21 protein-coding genes and 1 pseudogene are annotated in these 21,167 nt (G+C 56.0%); 18 read left to right on the forward strand and 4 right to left on the reverse strand.

The features are described from left to right. Nucleotides 1–1,097: pseudogene (locus PVA01S_RS26545) on the forward strand (hypothetical protein); the annotation flags it as partial. A gap of 196 nt (nt 1,098–1,293) precedes the next feature. Here PVA01S_RS26545 and PVA01S_RS09255 read toward each other — a convergent pair. After that, nucleotides 1,294–1,539 (reverse strand): hypothetical protein, encoded by a 246-nt coding sequence (locus PVA01S_RS09255; RefSeq protein WP_127607054.1) that lies wholly within the window; start codon nt 1,537–1,539, stop codon nt 1,294–1,296. Nucleotides 1,540–1,666: 127 nt separating this feature from the next. Between PVA01S_RS09255 and PVA01S_RS27490 the strand changes: the two genes are divergently transcribed. Beyond that, the gene (locus tag PVA01S_RS27490; RefSeq protein ID WP_258313386.1) at nt 1,667–1,801 is read left to right on the forward strand and encodes a hypothetical protein; all 135 of its coding nucleotides are present in this window, start codon (nt 1,667–1,669) and stop codon (nt 1,799–1,801) included. A 90-nt stretch (nt 1,802–1,891) separates the two neighbouring features. Here the strand turns inward: PVA01S_RS27490 and lepB are convergent, their stop codons facing one another. After that, a complete protein-coding gene (gene lepB / locus PVA01S_RS09260) occupies nt 1,892–2,440 on the reverse strand; it encodes a signal peptidase I (RefSeq protein WP_054798587.1) in 549 nt (182 codons plus the stop codon). Between the two features lie 129 nt (nt 2,441–2,569). Between lepB and PVA01S_RS09265 the strand changes: the two genes are divergently transcribed. The 8 genes from PVA01S_RS09265 (at nt 2,570) to yajC (ending at nt 10,746) form a co-directional block, all read left to right on the forward strand. After that, nucleotides 2,570–3,286: a BofC C-terminal domain-containing protein gene (locus PVA01S_RS09265; protein ID WP_127607056.1), complete on the forward strand. Its 717-nt coding sequence runs from the start codon at nt 2,570–2,572 to the stop codon at nt 3,284–3,286. 432 nt (nt 3,287–3,718) lie between these two features. Next, on the forward strand, nt 3,719–4,222 hold the full coding sequence (ruvC, locus tag PVA01S_RS09270; RefSeq protein WP_054798592.1) for a crossover junction endodeoxyribonuclease RuvC: 504 nt from the start codon (nt 3,719–3,721) through the stop codon (nt 4,220–4,222). Next, nucleotides 4,219–4,869: a Holliday junction branch migration protein RuvA gene (gene ruvA / locus PVA01S_RS09275; RefSeq protein WP_127607058.1), complete on the forward strand. Its 651-nt coding sequence runs from the start codon at nt 4,219–4,221 to the stop codon at nt 4,867–4,869. Before ruvC ends, ruvA begins: the two co-directional genes overlap by 4 nt. A gap of 51 nt (nt 4,870–4,920) precedes the next feature. Next, on the forward strand, nt 4,921–5,925 hold the full coding sequence (gene ruvB / locus PVA01S_RS09280) for a Holliday junction branch migration DNA helicase RuvB (protein ID WP_054798585.1): 1,005 nt from the start codon (nt 4,921–4,923) through the stop codon (nt 5,923–5,925). Between the two features lie 102 nt (nt 5,926–6,027). Further along, complete coding sequence (locus tag PVA01S_RS09285; RefSeq protein WP_236595820.1) at nt 6,028–8,160, forward strand: SpoIID/LytB domain-containing protein; 2,133 nt, start codon at nt 6,028–6,030, stop codon at nt 8,158–8,160. 17 nt (nt 8,161–8,177) lie between these two features. Next, nucleotides 8,178–9,230: a tRNA preQ1(34) S-adenosylmethionine ribosyltransferase-isomerase QueA gene (gene queA, locus PVA01S_RS09290; RefSeq protein ID WP_127607060.1), complete on the forward strand. Its 1,053-nt coding sequence runs from the start codon at nt 8,178–8,180 to the stop codon at nt 9,228–9,230. 17 nt (nt 9,231–9,247) lie between these two features. Then, nucleotides 9,248–10,381 (forward strand): tRNA guanosine(34) transglycosylase Tgt, encoded by a 1,134-nt coding sequence (gene tgt / locus PVA01S_RS09295; RefSeq protein WP_127607062.1) that lies wholly within the window; start codon nt 9,248–9,250, stop codon nt 10,379–10,381. Nucleotides 10,382–10,425: 44 nt separating this feature from the next. Further along, nucleotides 10,426–10,746 carry a preprotein translocase subunit YajC gene (yajC, locus tag PVA01S_RS09300; protein ID WP_372813111.1) on the forward strand — a complete coding sequence of 107 codons (321 nt, stop codon included), beginning with the start codon at nt 10,426–10,428 and terminating at the stop codon, nt 10,744–10,746. Between the two features lie 108 nt (nt 10,747–10,854). Here yajC and PVA01S_RS09305 read toward each other — a convergent pair whose 3' ends face one another. Next, nucleotides 10,855–11,214 (reverse strand): TIGR04086 family membrane protein, encoded by a 360-nt coding sequence (locus tag PVA01S_RS09305; RefSeq protein WP_054797603.1) that lies wholly within the window; start codon nt 11,212–11,214, stop codon nt 10,855–10,857. A 152-nt stretch (nt 11,215–11,366) separates the two neighbouring features. Here PVA01S_RS09305 and PVA01S_RS09310 point away from each other — a divergent pair, with 152 nt between their 5' ends. Beyond that, nucleotides 11,367–12,050 (forward strand): DUF421 domain-containing protein, encoded by a 684-nt coding sequence (locus PVA01S_RS09310; protein WP_054797604.1) that lies wholly within the window; start codon nt 11,367–11,369, stop codon nt 12,048–12,050. 19 nt (nt 12,051–12,069) lie between these two features. Here the strand turns inward: PVA01S_RS09310 and spoVB are convergent, their stop codons facing one another. Continuing rightward, nucleotides 12,070–13,638, reverse strand: a complete 1,569-nt coding sequence (spoVB, locus tag PVA01S_RS09315; protein ID WP_127607066.1) for a stage V sporulation protein B — start codon at nt 13,636–13,638, stop codon at nt 12,070–12,072. Nucleotides 13,639–13,808: 170 nt separating this feature from the next. On the opposite strand from spoVB, the gene PVA01S_RS27625 reads away from it, so the two are divergent. The 7 genes from PVA01S_RS27625 to PVA01S_RS26550 all read left to right on the forward strand — a co-directional run bounded on the left by PVA01S_RS27625 (nt 13,809) and on the right by PVA01S_RS26550 (nt 21,120). Further along, complete coding sequence (locus tag PVA01S_RS27625; protein ID WP_306439340.1) at nt 13,809–14,405, forward strand: post-transcriptional regulator; 597 nt, start codon at nt 13,809–13,811, stop codon at nt 14,403–14,405. Nucleotides 14,406–14,571: 166 nt separating this feature from the next. Next, the gene (gene secD / locus PVA01S_RS09325; protein ID WP_127607068.1) at nt 14,572–15,804 is read left to right on the forward strand and encodes a protein translocase subunit SecD; all 1,233 of its coding nucleotides are present in this window, start codon (nt 14,572–14,574) and stop codon (nt 15,802–15,804) included. Further along, nucleotides 15,794–16,717 (forward strand): protein translocase subunit SecF, encoded by a 924-nt coding sequence (secF, locus tag PVA01S_RS09330; RefSeq protein ID WP_127607070.1) that lies wholly within the window; start codon nt 15,794–15,796, stop codon nt 16,715–16,717. The genes secD and secF overlap by 11 nt, the downstream gene beginning before the upstream one ends. Before the next feature lie 111 nt (nt 16,718–16,828). Then, entirely contained in the window at nt 16,829–17,734 is a 906-nt protein-coding gene (locus PVA01S_RS09335) for a cation diffusion facilitator family transporter (RefSeq protein WP_127607072.1), read from the forward strand. Between the two features lie 26 nt (nt 17,735–17,760). Beyond that, nucleotides 17,761–20,214, forward strand: a complete 2,454-nt coding sequence (gene recJ, locus PVA01S_RS09340; protein ID WP_127607074.1) for a single-stranded-DNA-specific exonuclease RecJ — start codon at nt 17,761–17,763, stop codon at nt 20,212–20,214. Next, nucleotides 20,211–20,723, forward strand: coding sequence for an adenine phosphoribosyltransferase (locus PVA01S_RS09345; RefSeq protein WP_054799929.1), 513 nt, complete (start codon nt 20,211–20,213; stop codon nt 20,721–20,723). The genes recJ and PVA01S_RS09345 overlap by 4 nt, the downstream gene beginning before the upstream one ends. Nucleotides 20,724–20,946: 223 nt before the next feature. Next, entirely contained in the window at nt 20,947–21,120 is a 174-nt protein-coding gene (locus PVA01S_RS26550; RefSeq protein WP_164751784.1) for a hypothetical protein, read from the forward strand. Nucleotides 21,121–21,167 lie beyond the last annotated feature (47 nt).

Raw genomic sequence — 21,167 nt, forward strand, 5'->3', positions numbered from 1 at the left:
AGTCACCGAATATCGGGATGCCGACTCCGAATATCGAAATGCCGACACCGAATGTCGGAATGCCGTCTATGGAGCCTACGTATGCCGGAAATATGCCGCCGGTAGCGAACTTGTTCCAGCAATTCCAAGTGCCGGCAACGGAAGTGATGATGCAAAGTCCCTGGGCGACGGAGCCGGAGCTGCCTGTATTTCCGAACCAGCCAAAGCACGGAGAAATGCCTTATACGATGAGTACGCCGAACGTGACCTACTCGCCGTATCCGAGTTGGGAAGCGCCGGCAGCAAGCAAAGGCTGCGGCTGCGGTCAACCGAATCTGCCTTATGCGCTGCCCCAAATGAACGCGCCATACGGCCAGGAGCCATTGGAGGCGTATCCGAACGCGCCATATGGCCAGGAACCTCTCGCGACGGACCCGAACGCGCCATACGGCCAGGAACCGCTGGGGGCATATCCGAACGCGCCATACGGCCAGGAGCCGCTGGGTGCGTACCCGAACGCGCCATACGGCCAGGAGCCGCTGGGGGCATATCCGAACGCGCCATACGGCCAGGAGCCGCTGGGGATGTACCCAGGCACGCCGTACGGTCAGGAGCCGATGGGGATGTATCCGGGCACGCCGTACGATCAGGGGCCGATGGGGATGTATCCGGGCACGCCATACGATCAGGAGCCGATGGGGATGTACCCGGGCACGCCGTACGATCAGGAGCCGATGGAGATGTATCCGACGCCTTACGGTAGGGATCTGTACGACGCATACCCTGCTTCGCCGTACGGGTCGCCGATCTTGCCGCATGCCGTAGCGGGCTACCCGTTTCCGGAACCTGGCATCGCGGTGAACGTATATCCCGGCCTCGGGGCGATGCCGTTTGCGACGGCGGAACCTCTGGTTGCGGAGGAACGTGCGCTGTCGATCCACAAATCGAAGGACGGCAAGTCGGCCGCCGCTCCGGCTGCGAAAGAAGACGCGAGGGCGAAGCGTCCAGCCCGTGGGAAATCGGCCCGCGCCGCCATCAGCAGCTTGATTGAACGGAACAGCCGCAAAGCTCATCATCCTCCGAAAGTCAAAAGAACAAGACCTTGGTTAAACGACTAAGTCTGTCCGGTTTTTCACTAAGCAAATGCCGTCTTCCCGGAACGAATGCGTACGGGGGGCGGCTTTTTGTCCTTTATTTAAAGGCTGTGTTACCGTGTATTATTGATTTTAGACCCAAATAAAAACCGCCCGCTGAAAAGGCAGTTAATTAATCTATCGTATCAGGTAGCGTAACAATTTTATTGTAAGTTCATGTTCAATTCTCTTTGCTTTTTGATTCTTTATTTTTCTTATAGCGGATAATAGCCATGGGTAAATTTATGATTCCTAGAAGAAAAGTCGTAAAACTTGGTATCAATTGAAATATAGTAGGATTTGCATTCCCATCGCCTACTGGTCCTGTTTTAGATTGGTTGCTATCCCATATTCCATACATAACACCGAGTATGAGTAAGATCAGACATGCGATACTGGCAATTATATAGACTACAAACCTGTTCAAGCTTCAACCCCCTCTGTATACAGCGTCAGTTACTTATGATCTGCAAAGGTAGAAGTTTATTGTAGCTAATCTCCGTCTTTTTACTGCAATCAATTCACCATAAAAAAATATGGCTCGGCGAAGATTGGTGTTTGTCTCATGGATCAAGGATGTGCCTTTTACCGACTCCGGCGTGAAGCTGCTGGAAGGGACGAAAGCTTTTTTAGTCGAAGAGAAGCTGGCGCAGAAGGGCTTTGATTTGAATCAGTGGATTTTGAAATGAAGATAAAAAAAGGCAATGCCCTTGCTGCAAGGCTTGCCTTTTTGAACATTTTGCCGGATAGGCTCTGTTCGCGAGCTAATTTATATTTAGCTAAAACTTAATGCCAAGCACATGGTCGATCGGCACGAAGCCGATATCCCGGCTATCCTTGCTGTGGTTTCTGTTGTCGCCCATGACGAATACGTGGCCTTCCGGCACGGTCCATTGCCGTGAAACGGGAGTATCCATCGTTTCGTTCAAGTAAGGCTCGTCCAGAGGCTGACCGTTTCGGTACATTCTGTTATCTTTCATCTCCAGTATGTCGCCTGGCTTCCCGATCACCCGTTTCACGTACATGTTCGGGTCATCCTCACCGCGAAGGAGGCGAAGCAGCGGATGCTCCAGCAGATCGTCCTTCAAGGTGCGGGGGCGCTCCACCCGGCTGTCGATAATGACGATATCCCCGTAATCCGGTCCGTACCGGAACGTATGCGACAGTTTGGAAACGTAAATTCGCTGTTGATCGTTTAGCGTCGGATCCATGGAATGTCCGAGCACTTTGGTCGGTTGGAATATGAACATCCCGATCAAGATGGTTAGGACAAACGCGGCGGCAATGGAACGGATCCAAGCCCATACTTCTTTCAAAAGCGACTGCATAGGTAAGTCATCATCCTTCCCCTCATGGGTTGTTTACCATAAGACACAGTATACATCCATTCCGTATAAACGTCGATCCCCATGGGAAAAATAGTAAATCATAACGATATAGACAAGAGGGGATCTCCTATGCAAGTGAAAGAATGGTGGAATCAGCTCAAAAAACAACTGAAACGAAAGCTTCGCCTTAAACGCGGCTGGCTGCATTTGGCGGTCGTGCTGCTCGCAATGGGCGTGTTTGCTTCGTGGCTTTGGTTCTCGCGTAGTGCGGTACAAGCTCCGCTTTCCTGGGATTTGGGAGAATGGCAGCAGGATCGGGCCGTATTCAGCCGTCAAGTGACGGCGTTCAAACAGCCCGAGGAAGAGGTGCGGAAGATCATTAGCGGAATGGAGGGTAAACGGGAAGCATTCTCGAAGAAAGCCTATGTGTGCGGGGAGGAGCTCGAACGGATCGGACTGCTCGATTCGAACGGCATTATGAATTATTACCGCAACCATCCTTCCATAACGGTCAGCCTGGGCGAGACGAACACGGTGTACTTCACGGAGTCGATCGACGACTTGTCGCCGGCCTGCAAGGAAAAGGCGTACTTCGGGCTCGATGCGAAGGGCAACCTTTCCTTGTTCGAAGGCGTCCCGAACTCCGGAACGGAGAACGTCATGCGCACGTTCTTTCAATTGAACATTGAGCACCTGGAAAGCAGTCTGCCCCGCGAAACGGTCAGGCAGCTGTACCATGGCATACGTATTCACGATCTTGAAGATTACAACAGCGTATTGTCCACGTTGAGCGACTATGCGGTGGAGGAGACGGAGAATGCGATGCAGCGGGCGCCTTCCCCTTGAAGGACGATAGAGGCTGGCCCGTTTCATCCCCGGTTTGGATGAGGGTCAGAGCGGAATAAACCTCCCGGTCCACGTTATAAAGTGGTCCAGGAGGTTTATTTGCGTTGATGACGGGATCGGCTGCGCATGACCATCCGGGGATAGCTGCGGGGCTTGGAGAGCATCCGCTTGCGGCCGAGTGCGCATGCGGTTGATCCAGCGCCGTTATTTTGCTCTGATGGCAGAGTCGGCGAGCATAACGCGCCGCAGTTTCTTCTAATGCTTACCGGAGGGCTGGTGAGAGGCGCCTGACGGATGGTTTTCTTCCATACAGCGTGTTCATAGGGGGGATAATCTGATATAATGGGCTGGTGAATACATATGTTCGCTTTCTGGTGTCCTCTGAACGTCATTGAGGCTCACGGAGGAGCGGGCGGGGGAGTTGGAAGCCGCGTGCGCATATTAGGCATCGACCCGGGAATCGCCATCGTCGGTTTCGGATTTATCGACAAGCAGGGACATAAATTGGTGCCCGTCCAGTACGGCTCGATTCAAACCGAGGCGCATACCGAAGATTCAGTGCGTCTGAAGCAAGTCTATGAAGCTATGGTCCAATTGATAGACAAATATAAACCTGACGCGGTGGCGATCGAGAAGCTGTTCTTCAACCGCAACGTAACGACCGCGCTGACCGTCGGTCAAGCGCGCGGAGTATTGATGCTGGCGGCTGTGCAGCAGGGATTGCCGATCGGCGAATACACGCCGCTGCAGGTCAAGCAGGCGATTGTGGGTTACGGTAAAGCCGAGAAGAAGCAGGTGCAGGAGATGGTCAGGATGTTCCTGCACTTATCGAGCGTGCCGAAGCCGGACGACGTGGCGGATGCGCTTGCCGTCGCGATTTGCCACGCGCATTCGGCAACACTTTTACAAAAGATGAATGGAGCAACCAAGCGATGATCGACTTTCTAAGAGGAACCGTCGCCCACCGGGAAACGGAGTATGTCGTGCTCGACGTGCGGGGCGTCGGCTATCGGGTGTTCTGTGCGAATCCGTTCGCCGTTGCGCCGAAGGACGGCAAGGACGGCGGCGAAGTGACGATGTATATCCATTACCAGGTGCGTGAGGATGCGCACCTGCTGTTCGGTTTCACGTCTCGCGAGGAGCAATCGCTGTTCCGCCTGCTGCTGGAGGTAAGCGGAATCGGGCCGAAGGTCGCGATCGGCATCTTGGCGGGCGGGCGGCCGGAGACGATCGCCTCGGCGATCCGTCAGGAGAATGTCGCGTTCTTGACAAAGCTGCCCGGAATCGGAAAGAAAACGGCGCAGCGCATGGTGCTTGATCTGAAGGACAAGCTCGGCGCCTGGACGTCCGCGGACGACGATATGGCGGGGGCTGGCTTCAGTCTGGGCGACACGGCCTCAGCTCCGCTGGGCGGAGGCGCTTGGGCGGAGGCGAAGGCGGCGCTGCTCGCGCTCGGTTACACCGAGGCGGAAGCGGACCGTGCAGGAGCGGCAATCAAACCGAAGCTGCAGGGCGGCGAGACGACGGACGCCGTGACGAAGCTGGCGCTGCAGGCGCTGTTTCAACAGTCGATGATGAGATGACGTTACGGCTCCCGGCGCAGCGTTAAGACGGTTAGAAAGGAGAATCGCAGCATGGATGACCGGATTATATCGGCGAACTTGATGATGGAAGATCAGACGATGGAATTCAGTCTGCGCCCGCGCTATTTGGCGGAGTATATCGGCCAGTCGCAAGCGAAAGAAAACTTGAAAATATATATCGAGGCGGCGAAAATGCGCAAGGAAGCGCTCGATCACGTGCTTCTATACGGCCCTCCCGGACTCGGGAAAACGACGCTGTCCAATATCATCGCGAACGAGCTTGGCGTCAATCTTCGCACGACGAGCGGCCCCGCCATCGAACGGCCGGGCGATTTGGCCGCTATCCTGACCAATTTGCAGGAAGGCGATGTGCTGTTCATCGACGAAATCCACCGCCTGCACCGCACGGTGGAGGAAGTGTTATACCCGGCGATGGAGGATTACGCGCTGGATATTATTATCGGTAAAGGACCGAGCGCCCGCTCGGTGCGGCTCGATTTGCCGCCGTTTACACTCGTCGGGGCGACGACGCGTGTCGGCTTGCTATCCGCGCCGCTGCGCGATCGTTTCGGAGTCGTCAGCCGTTTGGAGTATTATACGGTAGATGAGCTGTCGTACATCGTCAGCCGCACGTCCGACCTGCTGCAGGTGCAGATCGTCGGCGAAGCGGCTCACGAGATCGGCATGCGGTCGCGGGGAACGCCGCGGATCGCCAACCGGCTGCTGAAGCGGGTGCGCGACTTTGCCCAAGTGAAGGGCGACGGCATCATTACGCTGGACATAACGCAAGCTGCGTTGTCGAGCATTCAGGTCGATCCGCTCGGTCTTGACGAGATCGATCACAAAATGCTGCGCGCGATAATCCTAAGCTTTCAAGGGGGACCGGTCGGTCTTGACACGATAGCAGCCTCCATTGGCGAAGAAAGCCAGACCATTGAGGACGTGTACGAGCCTTATTTGCTCCAAATCGGATTTTTGCAGCGCACTCCGCGGGGGCGGATGGTGACGGCGAGCGCGTGCAAACATTTGGGCTTGCCCATGCCAAGCCGGTCATAAAAGTTTACTAGGGGATCATTACCGCTACAGAAGCGAGACCATACAACCGGCATCATCACAGCTCGATGCAACGGTTGCAATAGGGGAGGAGAATCACGCAGCATGGGGAGTCCCAAACGTCATAACGTTGATCATGAACGAGGTCGGCGCCCGCTTGGAGCGGGTCTCAAGACGGCGCTGTGCGCTGCCGTTGTCTGGACCGGCGTGTTCGCAGCGCCGGTGGTCACGCCGCTCGCGCCTGCCGCGCAAGCGGCAATTCCGGCTGCCATGCCGGCTTCCGTCCGCGTCGCGCTATTTATCGATACCGGCCGTTACAGCAGTCCGGCATCGGCGGTTACGCTGAGCGCGGACACGGCCGCACTCGCGCTCGGCTTGCGCGATGCAAGCGGCTTCAAGCCGCTGCATCAGGTGAATGCGAAAGAAGTCGTACGCGCCTATGCGAACGGCTATTATGCGCTGCTTCCGCAAAGCGCCGATGCAGCCGTCGCAAGAGCTCAAGCGCAGAAGCTGGCGGTTGGCGGAGCGGGTACGGGCATCGTGCAGCGCTCGAAGCAGGGGAAGCCGGCATATGCCGCATATATCGGCCCGTTTCCGACGAAGGAAGCGGCCGCTGCGGCGGCCAAAGCGGATGCAACCGCCCAAGTTGCCGGACCGCTGGGCTGGAACGCCGGCGTTTACGCCACGGAGCCTGAAGCGCAGGCGCAAGCGGATGCGATCGTGCAGGCCGGCTTTGACGCTGACGTGGCGCTCATCGGCGGCGGCTTCGCCGTCATGGTCGGCGGAGCGGCTGATGACGCTTCGCTGAAGACGCTAAAGGACAAGGTAAGCGCCGCACTGCCTGCAGCCCGCTTGACGGCCGTGGATCAAACGGCGGGCTACGTGCTCAAGCGCAGCGAGCTTTCCGTGAGCGGGGATGGGGCCGTACAGCCGGTCACCGCTTTCGTTGTCGGCGGCGGAGCCAAGCTGTGGGCGGCACCTGTAGATCCGAAAGCAGGCGTGCAGGTGGCTGAGCGATCGAACCGTTCGTACCGCGGCGGCATCGAGGTGACAACGTTGAACGGCAAGCTTGCCGTCATCAACGAATTGGCCATTGATCAATATTTATACAGCGTCGTCGGTTCGGAGTTAAACTCGTCTTGGCCGGCGGAAGCGCTGAAGGCGCAGGCGATCGCCGCCCGTACATACGCGTTGAAGCAGGGCGACAAATACCAAATTGCGAATGTGTCCGATTCGACAGCGGATCAGGTGTACAAAGGGCGTGAAGCGGAATTCGCCGCTGCGATTCAAGCGGTCGATTCGACCAAAGGTCAGGTGCTGACCTACAAGAACGCTTTGATCGACCCGCTCTTCTATTCCAATGCAGGCGGCATGACGGCCGATTCGAGCGAGGTATGGGGCAACCCCGTCCCTTATCTGAAGAGCGTGCCGTCGCCGGACGAAGGTGCCCAAGCAGGCAAAAAGCCGTGGTATCGGATCGTCCTGCCCAGCGGATTAACCGGATATATTCATTCGGATTACGCCCGCGACACCGGTACGAAGAATGAGATCGGCCTGCCTTATTACGAGTCGACGACGGACGCGGTCAACATTCGTTCGGCACCCTTTGTCGACAATGCGGCCAATCCCGCTATCGCGAAAGTCGATGCCGGCAGCCGGTTCGTTGTGATCGGCCAAATGATGGAATCGAACGCGTTCGCATGGGTTCGCGGTCCGTTCGACGAGGGCAGGCTGAGGGAGAAGCTCGGCGCTTCGCTGCCGGCTTCCGCTGCCGGCGGCATTACCCGCCTCGAGGTAACGAAGCGGGGGCCGTCCGGACGTGCGCTGGAAGTGTCCGTCAACGGACAAGCCGTGAAAGCGTCATATCCGGATGCGCTGCGTTCGCTGCTCGGCGGGCTGCCCAGCACGCGGTTTGAAATTGAACAATCGGAACGGTATACTATACGGGGAGCAGGAAGCGCTGTCCGCGAGCAAAGCGCCTCCGATGCGCCGCTTTACTTCGCGGGAGGCTCGGGTACGCCTCAAGCTTACGAGCAGGAACAGTTCTTCGTACTAAGCGCCGACGGAAACGTAAAGCCGGTTTCCAAAACCACGCAATTCGTGTTTAAAGGCACCGGATTCGGCCATGGACTCGGCATGTCGCAATGGGGTGCCAAAGGTTATGCCGAGCTGGGCTATGATTATGTGAAAATTTTACAAGCGTACTATTCCGGGGTGACCGTCACCACTTTACCGTAAAGGGAATGAAGTTGTTCATGCAGGTAGATTTGTTTGATTACCATCTCCCCGAATCGTTGATCGCGCAGACGCCGCTCGAGAATCGTACGGCCTCGCGGCTGCTAACGCTGAACAAGCGTACCGGGGAGATCGGGCATTACGGGTTCGAGCAATTGGAATCTTTTCTACAAGCCGGGGATGTGCTCGTGCTTAACGACACGAGGGTCATTCCAGCCCGGCTCTTTGGCGTGAAGCCGGACACCGGTGCGAAAGCGGAGGTGCTGCTCCTGAAGCAGCTCGAAGGAGACGCCTGGGAGGCGCTCGTTCGTCCGGGCAAACGGCTGAAGACCGGCGCGCTTATTCATTTCGGGACGTCGGATTCGAGACGCGATGAGGGCGAACCGATGCTGACCGCTGTTGTGGAATCCGAAGGCGAGATGGGCACGCGGGTTCTTCGATTTTCATACAAGGGCATATTCAATGAAATTCTCGACCGTCTTGGTTCGATGCCGCTGCCGCCATATATTAAAGAGCAGTTGCCGGACCGGGAGCGGTATCAGACGGTGTATGCCAAGCATCAGGGCTCGGCGGCGGCGCCGACAGCAGGGCTTCATTTCACGGAAGATTACCTGCATAGGCTGGAACAAAAAGGTATACAATTAGCCTATGTGACGCTTCACGTCGGGCTTGGCACGTTCCGCCCCGTAGCTGCGGATACGATCGAAGAGCATGAAATGCACGAAGAGTATTACGAGGTGTCGCAGGAGACGGCGGACATCATCCGCGCTGCCAAAGCCCGCGGAGGCCGCGTGGTGTCCGTGGGCACGACGAGTGCGCGAACGCTGGAAACGGCGGCGCGGTTGGACGGCACGCTGGAAGCAGGCAGCGGTTGGACGGGTATTTTCATATACCCGGGCTACGAGTTTAAGATTGTCGATGCGCTGCTGACGAATTTCCATTTACCCAAATCGACGCTGATGATGCTGATCAGCGCGCTGGCTGGACGCGAGCGCGTGCTCGCGGCCTACAAGGAAGCCGTCGAGCGGGAATACCGCTTCTTCAGCTTCGGCGACGCCATGTTTATTTATTAGAAAGAAGTGACTGATTAATGGCCATCACCTATGAACCTATCAAAACGTGCAAGCAATCCGGCGCCCGGCTCGGACGTGTGCATACGCCGCACGGCGTCATCGAGACCCCGGCGTTCATGCCGGTCGGCACCCAGGCAACCGTCAAAACGATGAGCCCGGAAGAACTGAAGCAGATGGATGCGCACATTATTCTGAGCAACACCTACCATTTGTTCCTGCGTCCCGGGCACGAAGTCGTGAAAGCGGCCGGCGGCTTGCACAAATTTATGAACTGGGATCGCCCGATCTTGACGGACAGCGGCGGTTTCCAGGTATTCTCGTTAAGCGAGATGCGCAAAATCACGGAAGAAGGCGTTCAATTCCGTTCTCACTTGAACGGGGACAAGCTGTTCATTTCGCCTGAGAAATCGATCGAGATCCAGAACGCGCTCGGCTCCGACATCATCATGGCGTTCGACGAATGCCCGCCTTATCCGGCCGAGCACAGCTACGCCAAGCAATCGCTCGAGCGGACGACGCGCTGGGCGGCGCGATGCCTGGAGGCGCATGGGCGCAAGCATGATCAGGGGTTGTTCGCCATCGTTCAGGGCGGGATGTACGAAGATTTGCGCAAGCAAAGCGCGGCAGAGTTGACTTCCATGGATTTCCCGGGGTATGCTATTGGGGGACTCAGCGTAGGCGAACCGAAGCCATTGATGCTTGAGGTTCTCGACTACACCGTTCCGCTGCTGCCGGCGAACAAGCCCCGTTACCTGATGGGCGTCGGTTCACCGGATGCACTCTTGGAAGGCGCGATTCGCGGCATCGACATGTTCGATTGCGTGCTGCCTACGCGTATTGCCCGCAACGGCACCGTGATGACAAGCTCCGGCCGTATGGTTGTGCGCAATGCCAAATACGCCGAAGATTTCCAGCCGCTTGATCCGGAATGTTCCTGCTATACGTGCCGTAACTATTCGCGCGCTTACATTCGCCACTTGATTAAGGCGGACGAGACGTTTGGCATACGGCTGACGACTTATCACAATCTGCATTTCTTACTCGAACTGATGCGCGGGGTTCGGCAAGCGATTCAAGAAGACCGGCTGCTTGATTTCCGCGACGAATTTTTTGCAAAATACGGCATCGACGAGAACAGCAAAGGGTTTTAACCAACCATCATATATACATATACCAGGTAAAAAGGGAGGAAACGATCATGATTTTGGCTACGGCCAACCAAGCTCCGGCAGGCATCGAAAGTTATTTGATGACCTATGGACCGCTCGTCCTAATGTTTGTTGTTTTGTATTTCCTGCTGATCCGTCCTCAACAAAAACGTCAGAAAACCCGCAACATGATGTTGAGCAGCGTGAAAAAAGGGGACAAAATCGTTACGATTGGCGGTTTGCACGGCACTATCGTGGAGCTGACGGACGATACGATCGTCCTGCGCGTCAATGATGTGACGAAACTGACCTTCGAACGTTCGGCGATTAACGCGGTAACCCCGGCGCCTTCCGTTGAAGACAAGTAGTAGCGCGCACTGTTAAACAATTCCAGAGACAAGAAAGGCGTACTTTGCGCCAGAGAGCCATTCTCTGCCGCATGCACGCCTTTTTTGCGCAGCTGCCGGCTTATTCACTTACTTCTTCACATTGACCCCGATCATGCCGCCGAGTGCGCCCATTACGAGCACGATGCCGGAGAGGATCAGCAGTTCTTGCGTCAGCCCGCTGTCGTAGGCGAGAAAGCCGATCATCCACACAATAAGCGTATAGACCAGGCCGAGCAGCCCGCCGTGGTACCAACCTCTGGATTCGCACCGTTTGCCGGTGACGAAGCCTCCGATCAGCAACGACAGCCCGTGAATGAACAGCGTGGTCCGGAGCCAGGAGCTTTCGGACAAATCAGTGGCGAGCATAAGGAGCGAAGCAAGCAGCGTGCCGACTAAGGTGACGACAGTGGAATACGTCAATCCGGATAAGAGCGGCGAACGTTTCATAAGGATGGCAACCTCCCGATGGATTGGTTAGTCCCATTTTATGGGCTTGGCTATCAAAATAGTACAGGTCCCGTTACCAACATTTCTCCCGAATGAGGGTTCCTCTCCAAGGTCAAAATACCCATGGAACCGACTGCGGGGAGGAATGTCGCTTGGAGTTGTTGATCCTTTTTCTACGGACCATACTGGTTTACATCATTGTGTTCTTGACGATGCGCATTATGGGTAAAAGGGAGATCGGCAAGCTGTCCGTTTTCGACCTCGTCATCTCGATCATGATCGCGGAAATCGCGGTATTCGTGGTCGAGGACGTCAGCAAACCGATGCTCGAAGGCATTCTGCCGATGGCGACGCTGGTGGTGATTCAATTGATTATCGCCTTCTTCTCGCTGAAGAGCGAGAAACTTCGCCGCTGGGTGGAAGGCAGCCCGGCCACCATTGTTGACAAAGGCAAGCTGGACCGTTCGGAGATGAAGCGTCAGCGCTACAATCTGGACGATTTGCTGCTGCAGCTTCGCGAAAATAAAGTGATGAACCTGGCGGACGTGGAATTCGCCATTTTGGAACCTTCCGGAAAACTGACGGTCACCGAGAAAAGTTCCGATCCCCCATCTTCGCCGGGCGACGGCGATCGGAAGCCGGTCTTTCGCTACGAAGGCCTGCCGCTGCCGCTCATTATGGACGGACGGGTACAGGACGAGAGTTTAACCAAGCTGGGCAAAACCCGGTTTTGGCTGAAGCGGGAACTGCAGTCGAGAGGGATTAACGACTTTAAAGATGTGTTCTTCTGCTCGGTCGACCATCGCGGCAAATGGTTTATCGATAAGAAGAGATAACGAGGGACGCTTAGTACGCTTATTTGACGAAACGCTTGCCGAGCCAGATCATGCGGAACAAGTCGTCGCGTTCGATCAGGCGGGTAACCAACGCGAGCAGCACGTACAGCGTCATGCCCGTGCAGCAGGAGGCCAGAAATCGCAGCAGGCCGTCGTCGATCCAGGACGAGTGCATAACCACGGTGCTGGCCCAGCCTGTGCCCGCCATGCATACCCCGACCTTGAGAAAGTCGCCTGACACCATCCGGAATTTCAGCAGCTTGACAACGCTGTGACCGTGAAGAATCGTCACGAGCATAATATTGACGGTAATGGCGACAATCGCACCCAGAATACCGAATTCGGGACGGCTCGCCAGCACATAAATCAACGAGAGCTTGACTGCGGAGCCGATCAGCGTATTGACGAGCGCCGCTCCGGGTTTGTCCAGCGCCTGCAGAGCGGCTTGAAGCGGAGCTTGAAAGTAGATGAACAAGGCGGCCGGAGCCATCATTCTCAGCATCGAGGCGATGCCGGGCTGGGCATACATGTATGCGCAGATCGGTTCCGCGAGCACATACATCAGAACGGCGAACGGTGCGCCCGTGACGAGAGCCAGCTTGAGCGACTGGCGCAGGCGCATATGGATCGTCTTCATATCGCCGCGCGCCGCGGCTTCCGAAAGCGAAGGAACGAGAGAGACGGCAAGCGAGTATGTCAACGCGCCCGGCAGCATGAGCACGGGAATGATCATCCCCTGCAGAGCGCCGTACTGCGCCGTTGCGACCGTCGTAGCAAGGCCGGCAAGCGCCAGGCTTTGCACGATCAGAATCGATTCAAGGAAGTAAGAACCCGAGCCGATGAGCTTGCTCCCCGTTACCGGGAGCGCCAGCTTAAGCAGCTGTTTCAGGTTGGTCATGCGGGACAGACGGCGGGTTGTCCCGATTTGGGCGCGAATCGGTCCTCTTTCGGGAGTCAGACGCTCTCTTTTGTACAGAAACACAAGCACGAGCGTGGCGCAAATTTCCCCGGCCAGTACGCCGGCCATCGCTCCCGCCGCCGCATAGGCGAGGCCGTAGGGCAGCATGGCATAGGCGAACGCCAGTACGGCCACGATGCGGACGAGCGTTTCCATCACCTGCGAAACGGCGGTCGGAATCATGTTCTGCCGCCCTTGAAAGTAACCGCGGAGCACGGAGGATACGGCAACAAGCGGCACGATAGGCGTCATGCATAGAAACGTATAGTACACTCTCGGGTCGGTGAACAAATGATCGGTAATCCAGCGGGCCCCTATATAAATGACCCCTGTGAAAAAGAGACCTAACACGGTGGCGACGGCAAGCGCGATGCGAAAAATACTTTTCACCCGGGCTTCATTGCCCTCGGCTTCGGCAGCGGCTACAAGCTTGGCCACCGCAACCGGAATGCCGCCCGTGACGATCGTTAGAATGACAATGAGAAAAGGCCATCCCATCTGGTATAACCCGATGCCTTCGGGCCCGATGACCCGCGGCAGCGTCATACGCGGGATGAAGCCCAGAATGCGGTTGATAATACCGGCAGCGAGAAGAATCATCGTCCCTTTGATAAATGATTGTTTGGTCAATGCCATAACCTCTTTTCCCACGTCGGTTTATTTATTAATGGATATGCCGGACCTGTCCGGGCGCATGCACACATTTTTATACAAGCCCTGTAGGAGACGAAGAAGGAAATAAGCGTTGCACAGCGAATTACATACAACATGAGCAGGCTGCGCACCGGGAGGGGTTATGGATGACAGACGGCAAGCAATATGAGGATCGCAGCGCCGGGACGAACCCGGAATCGCCTGAATCGCCGGATATCGAACCGGATCGTTCGATGGAGAAGCCTGAGGAGAATCGCGATATCGGCAAGGACCAGGAAGTTCCGTATATGGAGCTGTTCTATTCCCAGGAGACGGCGGCCGCGACATCGGTTAAAGATGCGCAGGAGCTGACGGCCGGGACGGCGGAGGCGGCTGCGGAGCCGGAGCCAGCTCCGGGAGACCCCGGAATCGGCGTGGCTGCGGGCGCGGAGGAAGAGCTTGCCGGACCGCCGGCCGGGACGCGTGAAGACGGCTATGCCGAAGACGACCCGGCGGCAGAGATGGACGAGAACGAGCTTAACCTGATGATCGAGGATCTTTGCAAAAGCAAGGCGCAGGAGTTTCGGATGCTGGGCTATGAGCATGTGACCGGGCAAGAAGTTTGGGAGTGCGTCAGCGATAAGTATCAGAAGCAAGGCGTGCCGCCGCTGCACCGGATCGTCAATGATATTTTGTCGTTAAAAGTCACTTCGTTTATGAATTGGATGACGATGAGCATATACAAAGACTCCCGTTTCCGGTAGCGGGAGTCTTTTGCTGATTTCCAGGCTTTCCGCATCCGCCTTGAGATAAGAGGCGTACCCGAGTTTTCCGGGGCCCGTTTAACGGGCTTTTTGGCGATCGATGGCAAATTGACTCGATTTTCGCAGGTGGGTATAATAGGACTATTGAGGGTGGAAGGAGATCGTTATGGACATCAAACGCATCGTCGCATTTGTCGCGATAGTTCTGATCGTATTTGCATCGGTTGGAGTGACGAGCCCGCAGCTGGTGAAGAACATCAAGCTCGGTCTCGACTTGAAAGGCGGATTTGAGATTTTGTATGTAGCGGAGCCGATCGAGGCCGGGAAGCCGGTAACGAGAGAGTCTCTTAACCAAACGGCGCTCAGCCTGGAGCAGCGCGCGAACGCTTTGGGCGTTACGGAGCCGGAGGTTACAACTGAAGGATCCGACAGGATTCGCGTTAAATTTCCAGGGGTCAGCAATGAAGAAGAAGTGCGCAAGGTGATTAAAGAGCCGGCGCAGCTCACTTTCCGGGGTCCGGACGGAACGAAGGAATTGATCGGAAGCGACTTCGTCGAGAACGCGGCCAAAGTCCAGTTCGACCAAACGAACCGGGCTATGATTCAAATCGAGGTTAAAGACAAAGAGAAATTCCGCAAGGTTACCGAGAAGCTGCTCGGTCAACCGATGTCGATTTATTTGGACGAAACGCCGCTTTCCTCTCCGATCGTGCAGCAGGTGCTGACGGACGGCAAAGCGACGATTACCGGTAACTTTACATTCGACGAAGCGAAGAAACTGGCCGATACGATTAATTTGGGTGCGCTTCCGCTGAAGCTCACCGAGAAATATACACAAAGCGTAGGCGCTTCGCTTGGCCAGCTGTCGCTGCAGGAGACGGTGAAGGCGGGGCTTGTCGGCTCAGTTCTCATCTTGTTGTTTATGCTCTTCTTTTACCGGATTCCGGGCTTGGTCGCCTCGATTACGATTATTACATACGCCTGGCTGCTGCTGCTCGTATTCAATCTGATTCATGCGACCTTGACGCTTCCCGGCATCGCAGCCTTCATCCTGGGGATCGGGATGGCGGTCGACGCCAATATCATTACGGCCGAGCGGATCAAAGAAGAAATCCGCAGCGGCAAAAGCATCTTGTCCTCGCTGAAATCGGGCTCGAAGCATTCCTTCCGGACGATCATGGATGCGAACATTACGAATATTATTGCCGGCGCCGTCCTTTTTTACATCGGGAACGGAGCCATTCGGGGCTTTGCGCTGACGAATATGCTGAGCATCGCCTTGAGTGTCGTAACGAACGTCTTCCTTGCGCGGTTCCTGCTCGTCTTGCTGATTCGCGCCAACGTATTTAAAAAGCCTACTTACTATGGCGTAAAGGAGTCGGAAATTCGTGCCCTTTAAAAACAACTCTGCATTTAAAAATTATTTTGACTTTGTCAAAAACCGGAAATATTTTTATATCGCTTCCCTGATTATTTGCGCGCTGGGCGCATGCATGCTGATGTTTAAGGGGTTGAATTACGGTGTCGATTTCCGGGCCGGCACCTCGATGGATATATCGGCCAGCCAATCGATCGATCGGGCGAAAGCGGAAGAACTGCTCAAGTCGAACGGTACCGAGCCGGCCATCCTGACCCTTGGCGGAGACAATAACAACCGGTTGTCCGTCCGGTTTAACGACATTCTGACCGACGATACGGTGAAGAAGATTAAGGAGAGCTTTGTGGCCGTTTACGGCAGCGACGTCTCGCAAGAAGTAAACACCGTCACGCCGGATATGGCGATCGAGCAGAAGAACAAAGCGCTCTTCGCGATTGGCGCGGCCAGCCTTGCGATTTGTTTGTATGTGACCATACGGTTCGAATGGCGGTTCGCGATCGCTTCGATCATTGCGATTCTGCACGATGCGTTTGTGGTTATCAGCTTCTTCGCGATCTTCCGTTTTGAAGTGAATCTGCCGTTTATGGCGGCGATTTTGACTACGATCGGGTATTCGATTAACGATAAAATCGTAATTTTCGACCGCGTCCGGGAAAACCTCCGCTTTGCCAAGCTGAAATCGACCGAAGACGTGGCCGGTCTGTTGAACGACAGTATTTGGCAAACGATGAAACGGAACATCAATACCGTTATTACCGTCTTGATTGCCGCGGTGTGTTTGCTCGTTCTCGGCAGCCCGGCGATCAAGCTGTTCGCCCTTGCGAAAATTATCGGCTTGACGAGCGGCGCTTACTCTTCGGTCTGTATCGCCGGACCGCTGTGGTATGAATTAAAAAACAAAGCTGTCGGATCCAAGAAGAAAGCCGCCGCGTAAGCAATGCCATGGCCGCCGCAACAAGGCAATATGCGGCGGCTTCGCCCTTTTATCCGGTACATATTTCTTGTCTTTCATCGAACGATAATCACTTTCATGGAGGAGTGCCCCATGACGGAGGAACATAAGAAACGAGCTGCAATCGGCCTGTGGGTCGGAATCGGGGTTAATCTGGGATTAACGGTGTTGAAAGGCGTCGCCGGAATGACGACGCACAGCAAGGCGCTCCTGGCGGACGCCTTGCATTCGGCATCGGATACGGCCGGCGCCATCGCCGGAATCCGCGGACATCGCGCGGGCGGTCCGATCGTTTCGATCCTTTTATCCGTGCTTGCGACGGTGATCGGTGTAGAGATCGTTATCGCCACCGTGAAATCTTTAAGTCAAGAAGCTCCGCAAGCGCCGGACCGGCTGGCGTTCGTCATTATCGCTTTATCCATTGTCATTAAAGAAGCGATGTTTCAATATCAATACAGGGTTGGCAAAAAAATCGGGAGCCAGGCGGTGATCGCGAGAGCCTGGGAACACCGTTCCGACATTTACTCGTCCATCGTCGCTTTCATCGGCATTGGGGGAGCGATGCTCGGCCATTACATAGGGATGCCTTTGCTGTATTATTTGGACCCGATTGCCGGACTGCTCATTGCGGTGCTGGTGATGCGCCTGGCCTACCGCTATATGATGGAAGCGGTGCAACATTCGACCGACCGCGTGCTGCGCCAGGAAGATTCGCGCGAACTGTTCGATACGGTGCAGCGGGTGAAGGGGGTCATTTCCATCGACGATTTGCAGGCGAAAGAACACGGGCATTACGTAATCGTCGATATGAAGATCAGCGTCAATCCGAGAATTACGATTCTTGAAGGACATGAGATAGCAAAGACAGTGAAACAAACGTTAATGAAACGGTTCATCCACGTATCGGACGTTTGCGTGCAGGTTAATCCGTACGATCCGGGCTATCCGTACAAGAGCACGGATGCCGGGCACGATGACATGCCGACGCTGCTTCATTAACGGAGGGATAGGGAGGAACAGCCCGTATGCTTCAGGCTAAAGCAAGATGGAACGTCGGTAAACTGGAAGAGGAGCAAGCTCAGACGATTGCGCAAAGCTTACAGCTGTCTCCGCTGCTCTCGCGTTTGCTGGCGGTTCGGGGGATAACCGACATCGAACATGCGGCTGAGTATTTACATGGCGGGACGGATCGCACTCATGATCCGTTTCTTCTGGACGGCATGGACCGGGCTGTGGAGCGGATACGCCGCGCTATTCGCGATGGCGAGAAGATTCGGGTTTACGGCGATTACGATGCGGACGGCGTGAGCAGCACGTCGCTGATGGTGCACTTGCTGAACCAGCTCGATTGTTCGTTCGATACGTATATCCCGCACCGTGTTCATGAAGGATACGGCTTGAATAAGGCTGCCCTGGATGCGGCAAAGGCGCAGGGAATCGGCTTGATCGTGACCGTAGACACCGGTATTAGCGCCGTCGAGCAGGTGGCTTATGCCGCATCGCTCGGCATCGATATCATCGTCACCGATCATCATGAGCCGCCCGAGCAGCTGCCGGCCGCTTATGCGCTGGTCAATCCGAAGAAGCCGGATTGTCCGTACCCGTATAAGCATCTGGCCGGGGTCGGGGTCGCTTTCAAGCTCGCGCAAGCGCTGCTCGGCCGTCTGCCGGAGGAACTGCTCGAATACGTGGCGATCGGCACCATCGCCGATTTAATGCCGCTAACCGGCGAGAACCGGATCATGGTGAAGCAAGGGCTGGAGCGTATGCGAGCGACTTCCTGTGCCGGCATTCGCGCACTGCTGGGCGTCGCCGGCGTCGCGGTCAAGGAAGTAAACTCGACGCATATCGGGTTCTCGCTTGCGCCCCGCATCAATGCGAGCGGCAGGCTGCTCAGCGCCGATGCGGCCGTTCAACTGCTGACTACCACGAACGAGCAGGAGGCCGAGCAGCTGGCGAACGAGCTGGATCAGCTCAACAAGGAGCGTCAGCGCATCGTTGACGACATGACGAAGCAGGCCGTCGCCATGGTAGAGGAGCTTATAGCAGCGGCCGGAGAATTGCCCAAAGCGATCGTGCTTGCCCAAGAAGGCTGGAACGTCGGCGTCATCGGCATCGTGGCTTCGAAGATGGTCGACCGTTACTACAGGCCGACGATCATTCTCGGCATCGATAAGGAAACCGGTATGGCCAAAGGATCGGCGCGGTCGATCGCGGGCTTCGATATGTACCGGGCTTTGACGCACTGCGACGATCTGATGGATCATTTCGGCGGGCATCAGATGGCTGCGGGAATGACGCTGGAAGCCGGAAATTTACCGGAACTGGGCGAGCGGTTGTGCAAACTGGCGGCAGAGTGGCTGACTGCGGAGGATTACATGCCGCTGCTGCATGCCGACCTTGTTTGCGATTTTGAAGATATTAACCTGGAGAACATTCGCCAGCTGGAGCAGCTCGGTCCGTTCGGCGCAGGCAATCCGTCTCCCCGTTTGTTGTTCACGGGGCTTGCCTTGAATGAGATGCGTACGATCGGGAAGGAGCATCAGCATTTGAAGCTGTCGCTGCAAAGCGGCGCCCGTGAATCGGCGGCTGCGGTGGAAGCGGTCGGCTTTGGGAAAGGGTCGCTGTCGGAATGGATTTCCCCGGCGTCCGCCACCCTGGATGTGCTCGGCGAGCTGTCGGTCAACGAATGGAACGGCGTCCGGCGTCCGCAAATTATGATTCAGGATTTGAGAGTGCCGACCGTTCAGCTGTTCGATTGGCGGGGTGCGGCCAAGCCTGAACGTAAAGTAGCCGAGCTGCTGGAGAAACTGAAGCGTAAACCCGCGCAGGCGGCGTCCGGCAATTGGCCGGCTGCGGTCGTTTCGTTCGGCAGTTCGCTGCCCGAAGCTTTGAAGCCGTTCAGCGCGGATACGGCGTTGTGGACGGTCGACATCTCAGCCAGATTTCACCCGCAGAACGAGCTTGCGCGCAAGTTCTCTATATCCGAAGCGCGCGATATCGTCCTGTTCTCGATTCCCGATACGATGGAACAAATCGAAGCGCTCGGCTCGCAAGCCGGCGCGGTCGAGCGATATTACGCCGTGTACGGCGATACGGACAGCGACCGGCAGGCCGGTGTCATGCCAGGCCGGGATATGTTCAAGACGGTGTACGGCGCCGCAGTGTGGCTGGAGAAGAACGAAACGCCGCGCACCGGTTATTGCCAGGCGATCGCCAAACGAGCCGGGCTTTCGCCCGCGCTCGTCCGGTTTATGATGGAGGTCTTCGCTGAGCTTGGACTGGCCGAACCGACGGCCGACGGTTACCGCTTAGTCCCATCGGCGACGAAGAAAGATTTATCCGCCTCCTTGTTGTACCGCGCGCGGATGAAGCGTCCGGACGTGGAGCAAGCGATGCTGTACTCATCCGCTAAAGAATTGTTGGATAAATTAATGGAATACCAACCGAGAGAAACCTTATTGGAGGAAATTGTATGAATTTCAAAGATTATATCCGGGTTATTAATGATTTCCCGCAGCCTGGCATCAGCTTTAAGGACATTACGACGTTATTGAAGAACGGCCAGGCTTATCGAGAGGTCATTGGGCAGCTGACCGAGCGTTTGCAGGGCAAACAAATCGATCTGATCGCAGGGCCTGAAGCCCGCGGCTTCGTTATCGGAGCGCCGCTCGCGATTGCGCTTGGCGTCGGCTTCGTGCCGATCCGCAAAAGCGGTAAACTGCCCGGTGAAACGATTGAAGCCGATTATGCGCTCGAATACGGCAAAGATAAGCTGGCGATGCATAAAGACGCTATTGCGCCTGGGCAAAAAGTGTTGATCGCCGATGATCTGCTCGCTACGGGCGGCACAATCGCGACCTCGATCAATTTGGTGAAGCAGTTGGGCGGAGAAGTGGTAGGGGCAGCGTTTCTGATCGAGCTGCTCGAACTGAACGGTAGAGAAAAACTGGACGGTGCGGAAATATTTTCACTCATCCAATATTAATCGCGGGGCCCTCCGGGGCCTCTTTTTTGATCTCGCAGAAGGTCGTATTGCGCAGGCCGGCCCCTCGCACCCGTCCTGCTCTGCACACCCATGCAGGGGTTCAGCGCAAGTGACAGGCAGCTTGCTGCGTCAGTTTCCATAGGTATGGGGTAAGAAAGTACAAGCGCCCTGGAGCGTCAGCCAGACAAAAAACTTACCCCAGTCCGCCAAAGGAGTCATGACGATGATGAATACCATGAGCCGCCATGTAAACGCTCCATCGATACAGTTAAATGACGCCCTCCTGAAGGAAAGAAGAAAGCTGGAAGCGCTTTTTGCCGTTCAGACGGGAGCAGGCGGCGGGGATGCGGCCGAACGCGCGTTGGACGAACGGCTGCTGCAGATCGACGAAGGCTGAGCCGAGTGAGCGGACTGTGACCGCTTACGGCAAGGCTGAGCGGAATC

This window comes from Paenibacillus validus NBRC 15382 (genome assembly GCF_004000985.1).
Classification (GTDB): domain Bacteria; phylum Bacillota; class Bacilli; order Paenibacillales; family NBRC-103111; genus Paenibacillus_G; species Paenibacillus_G validus.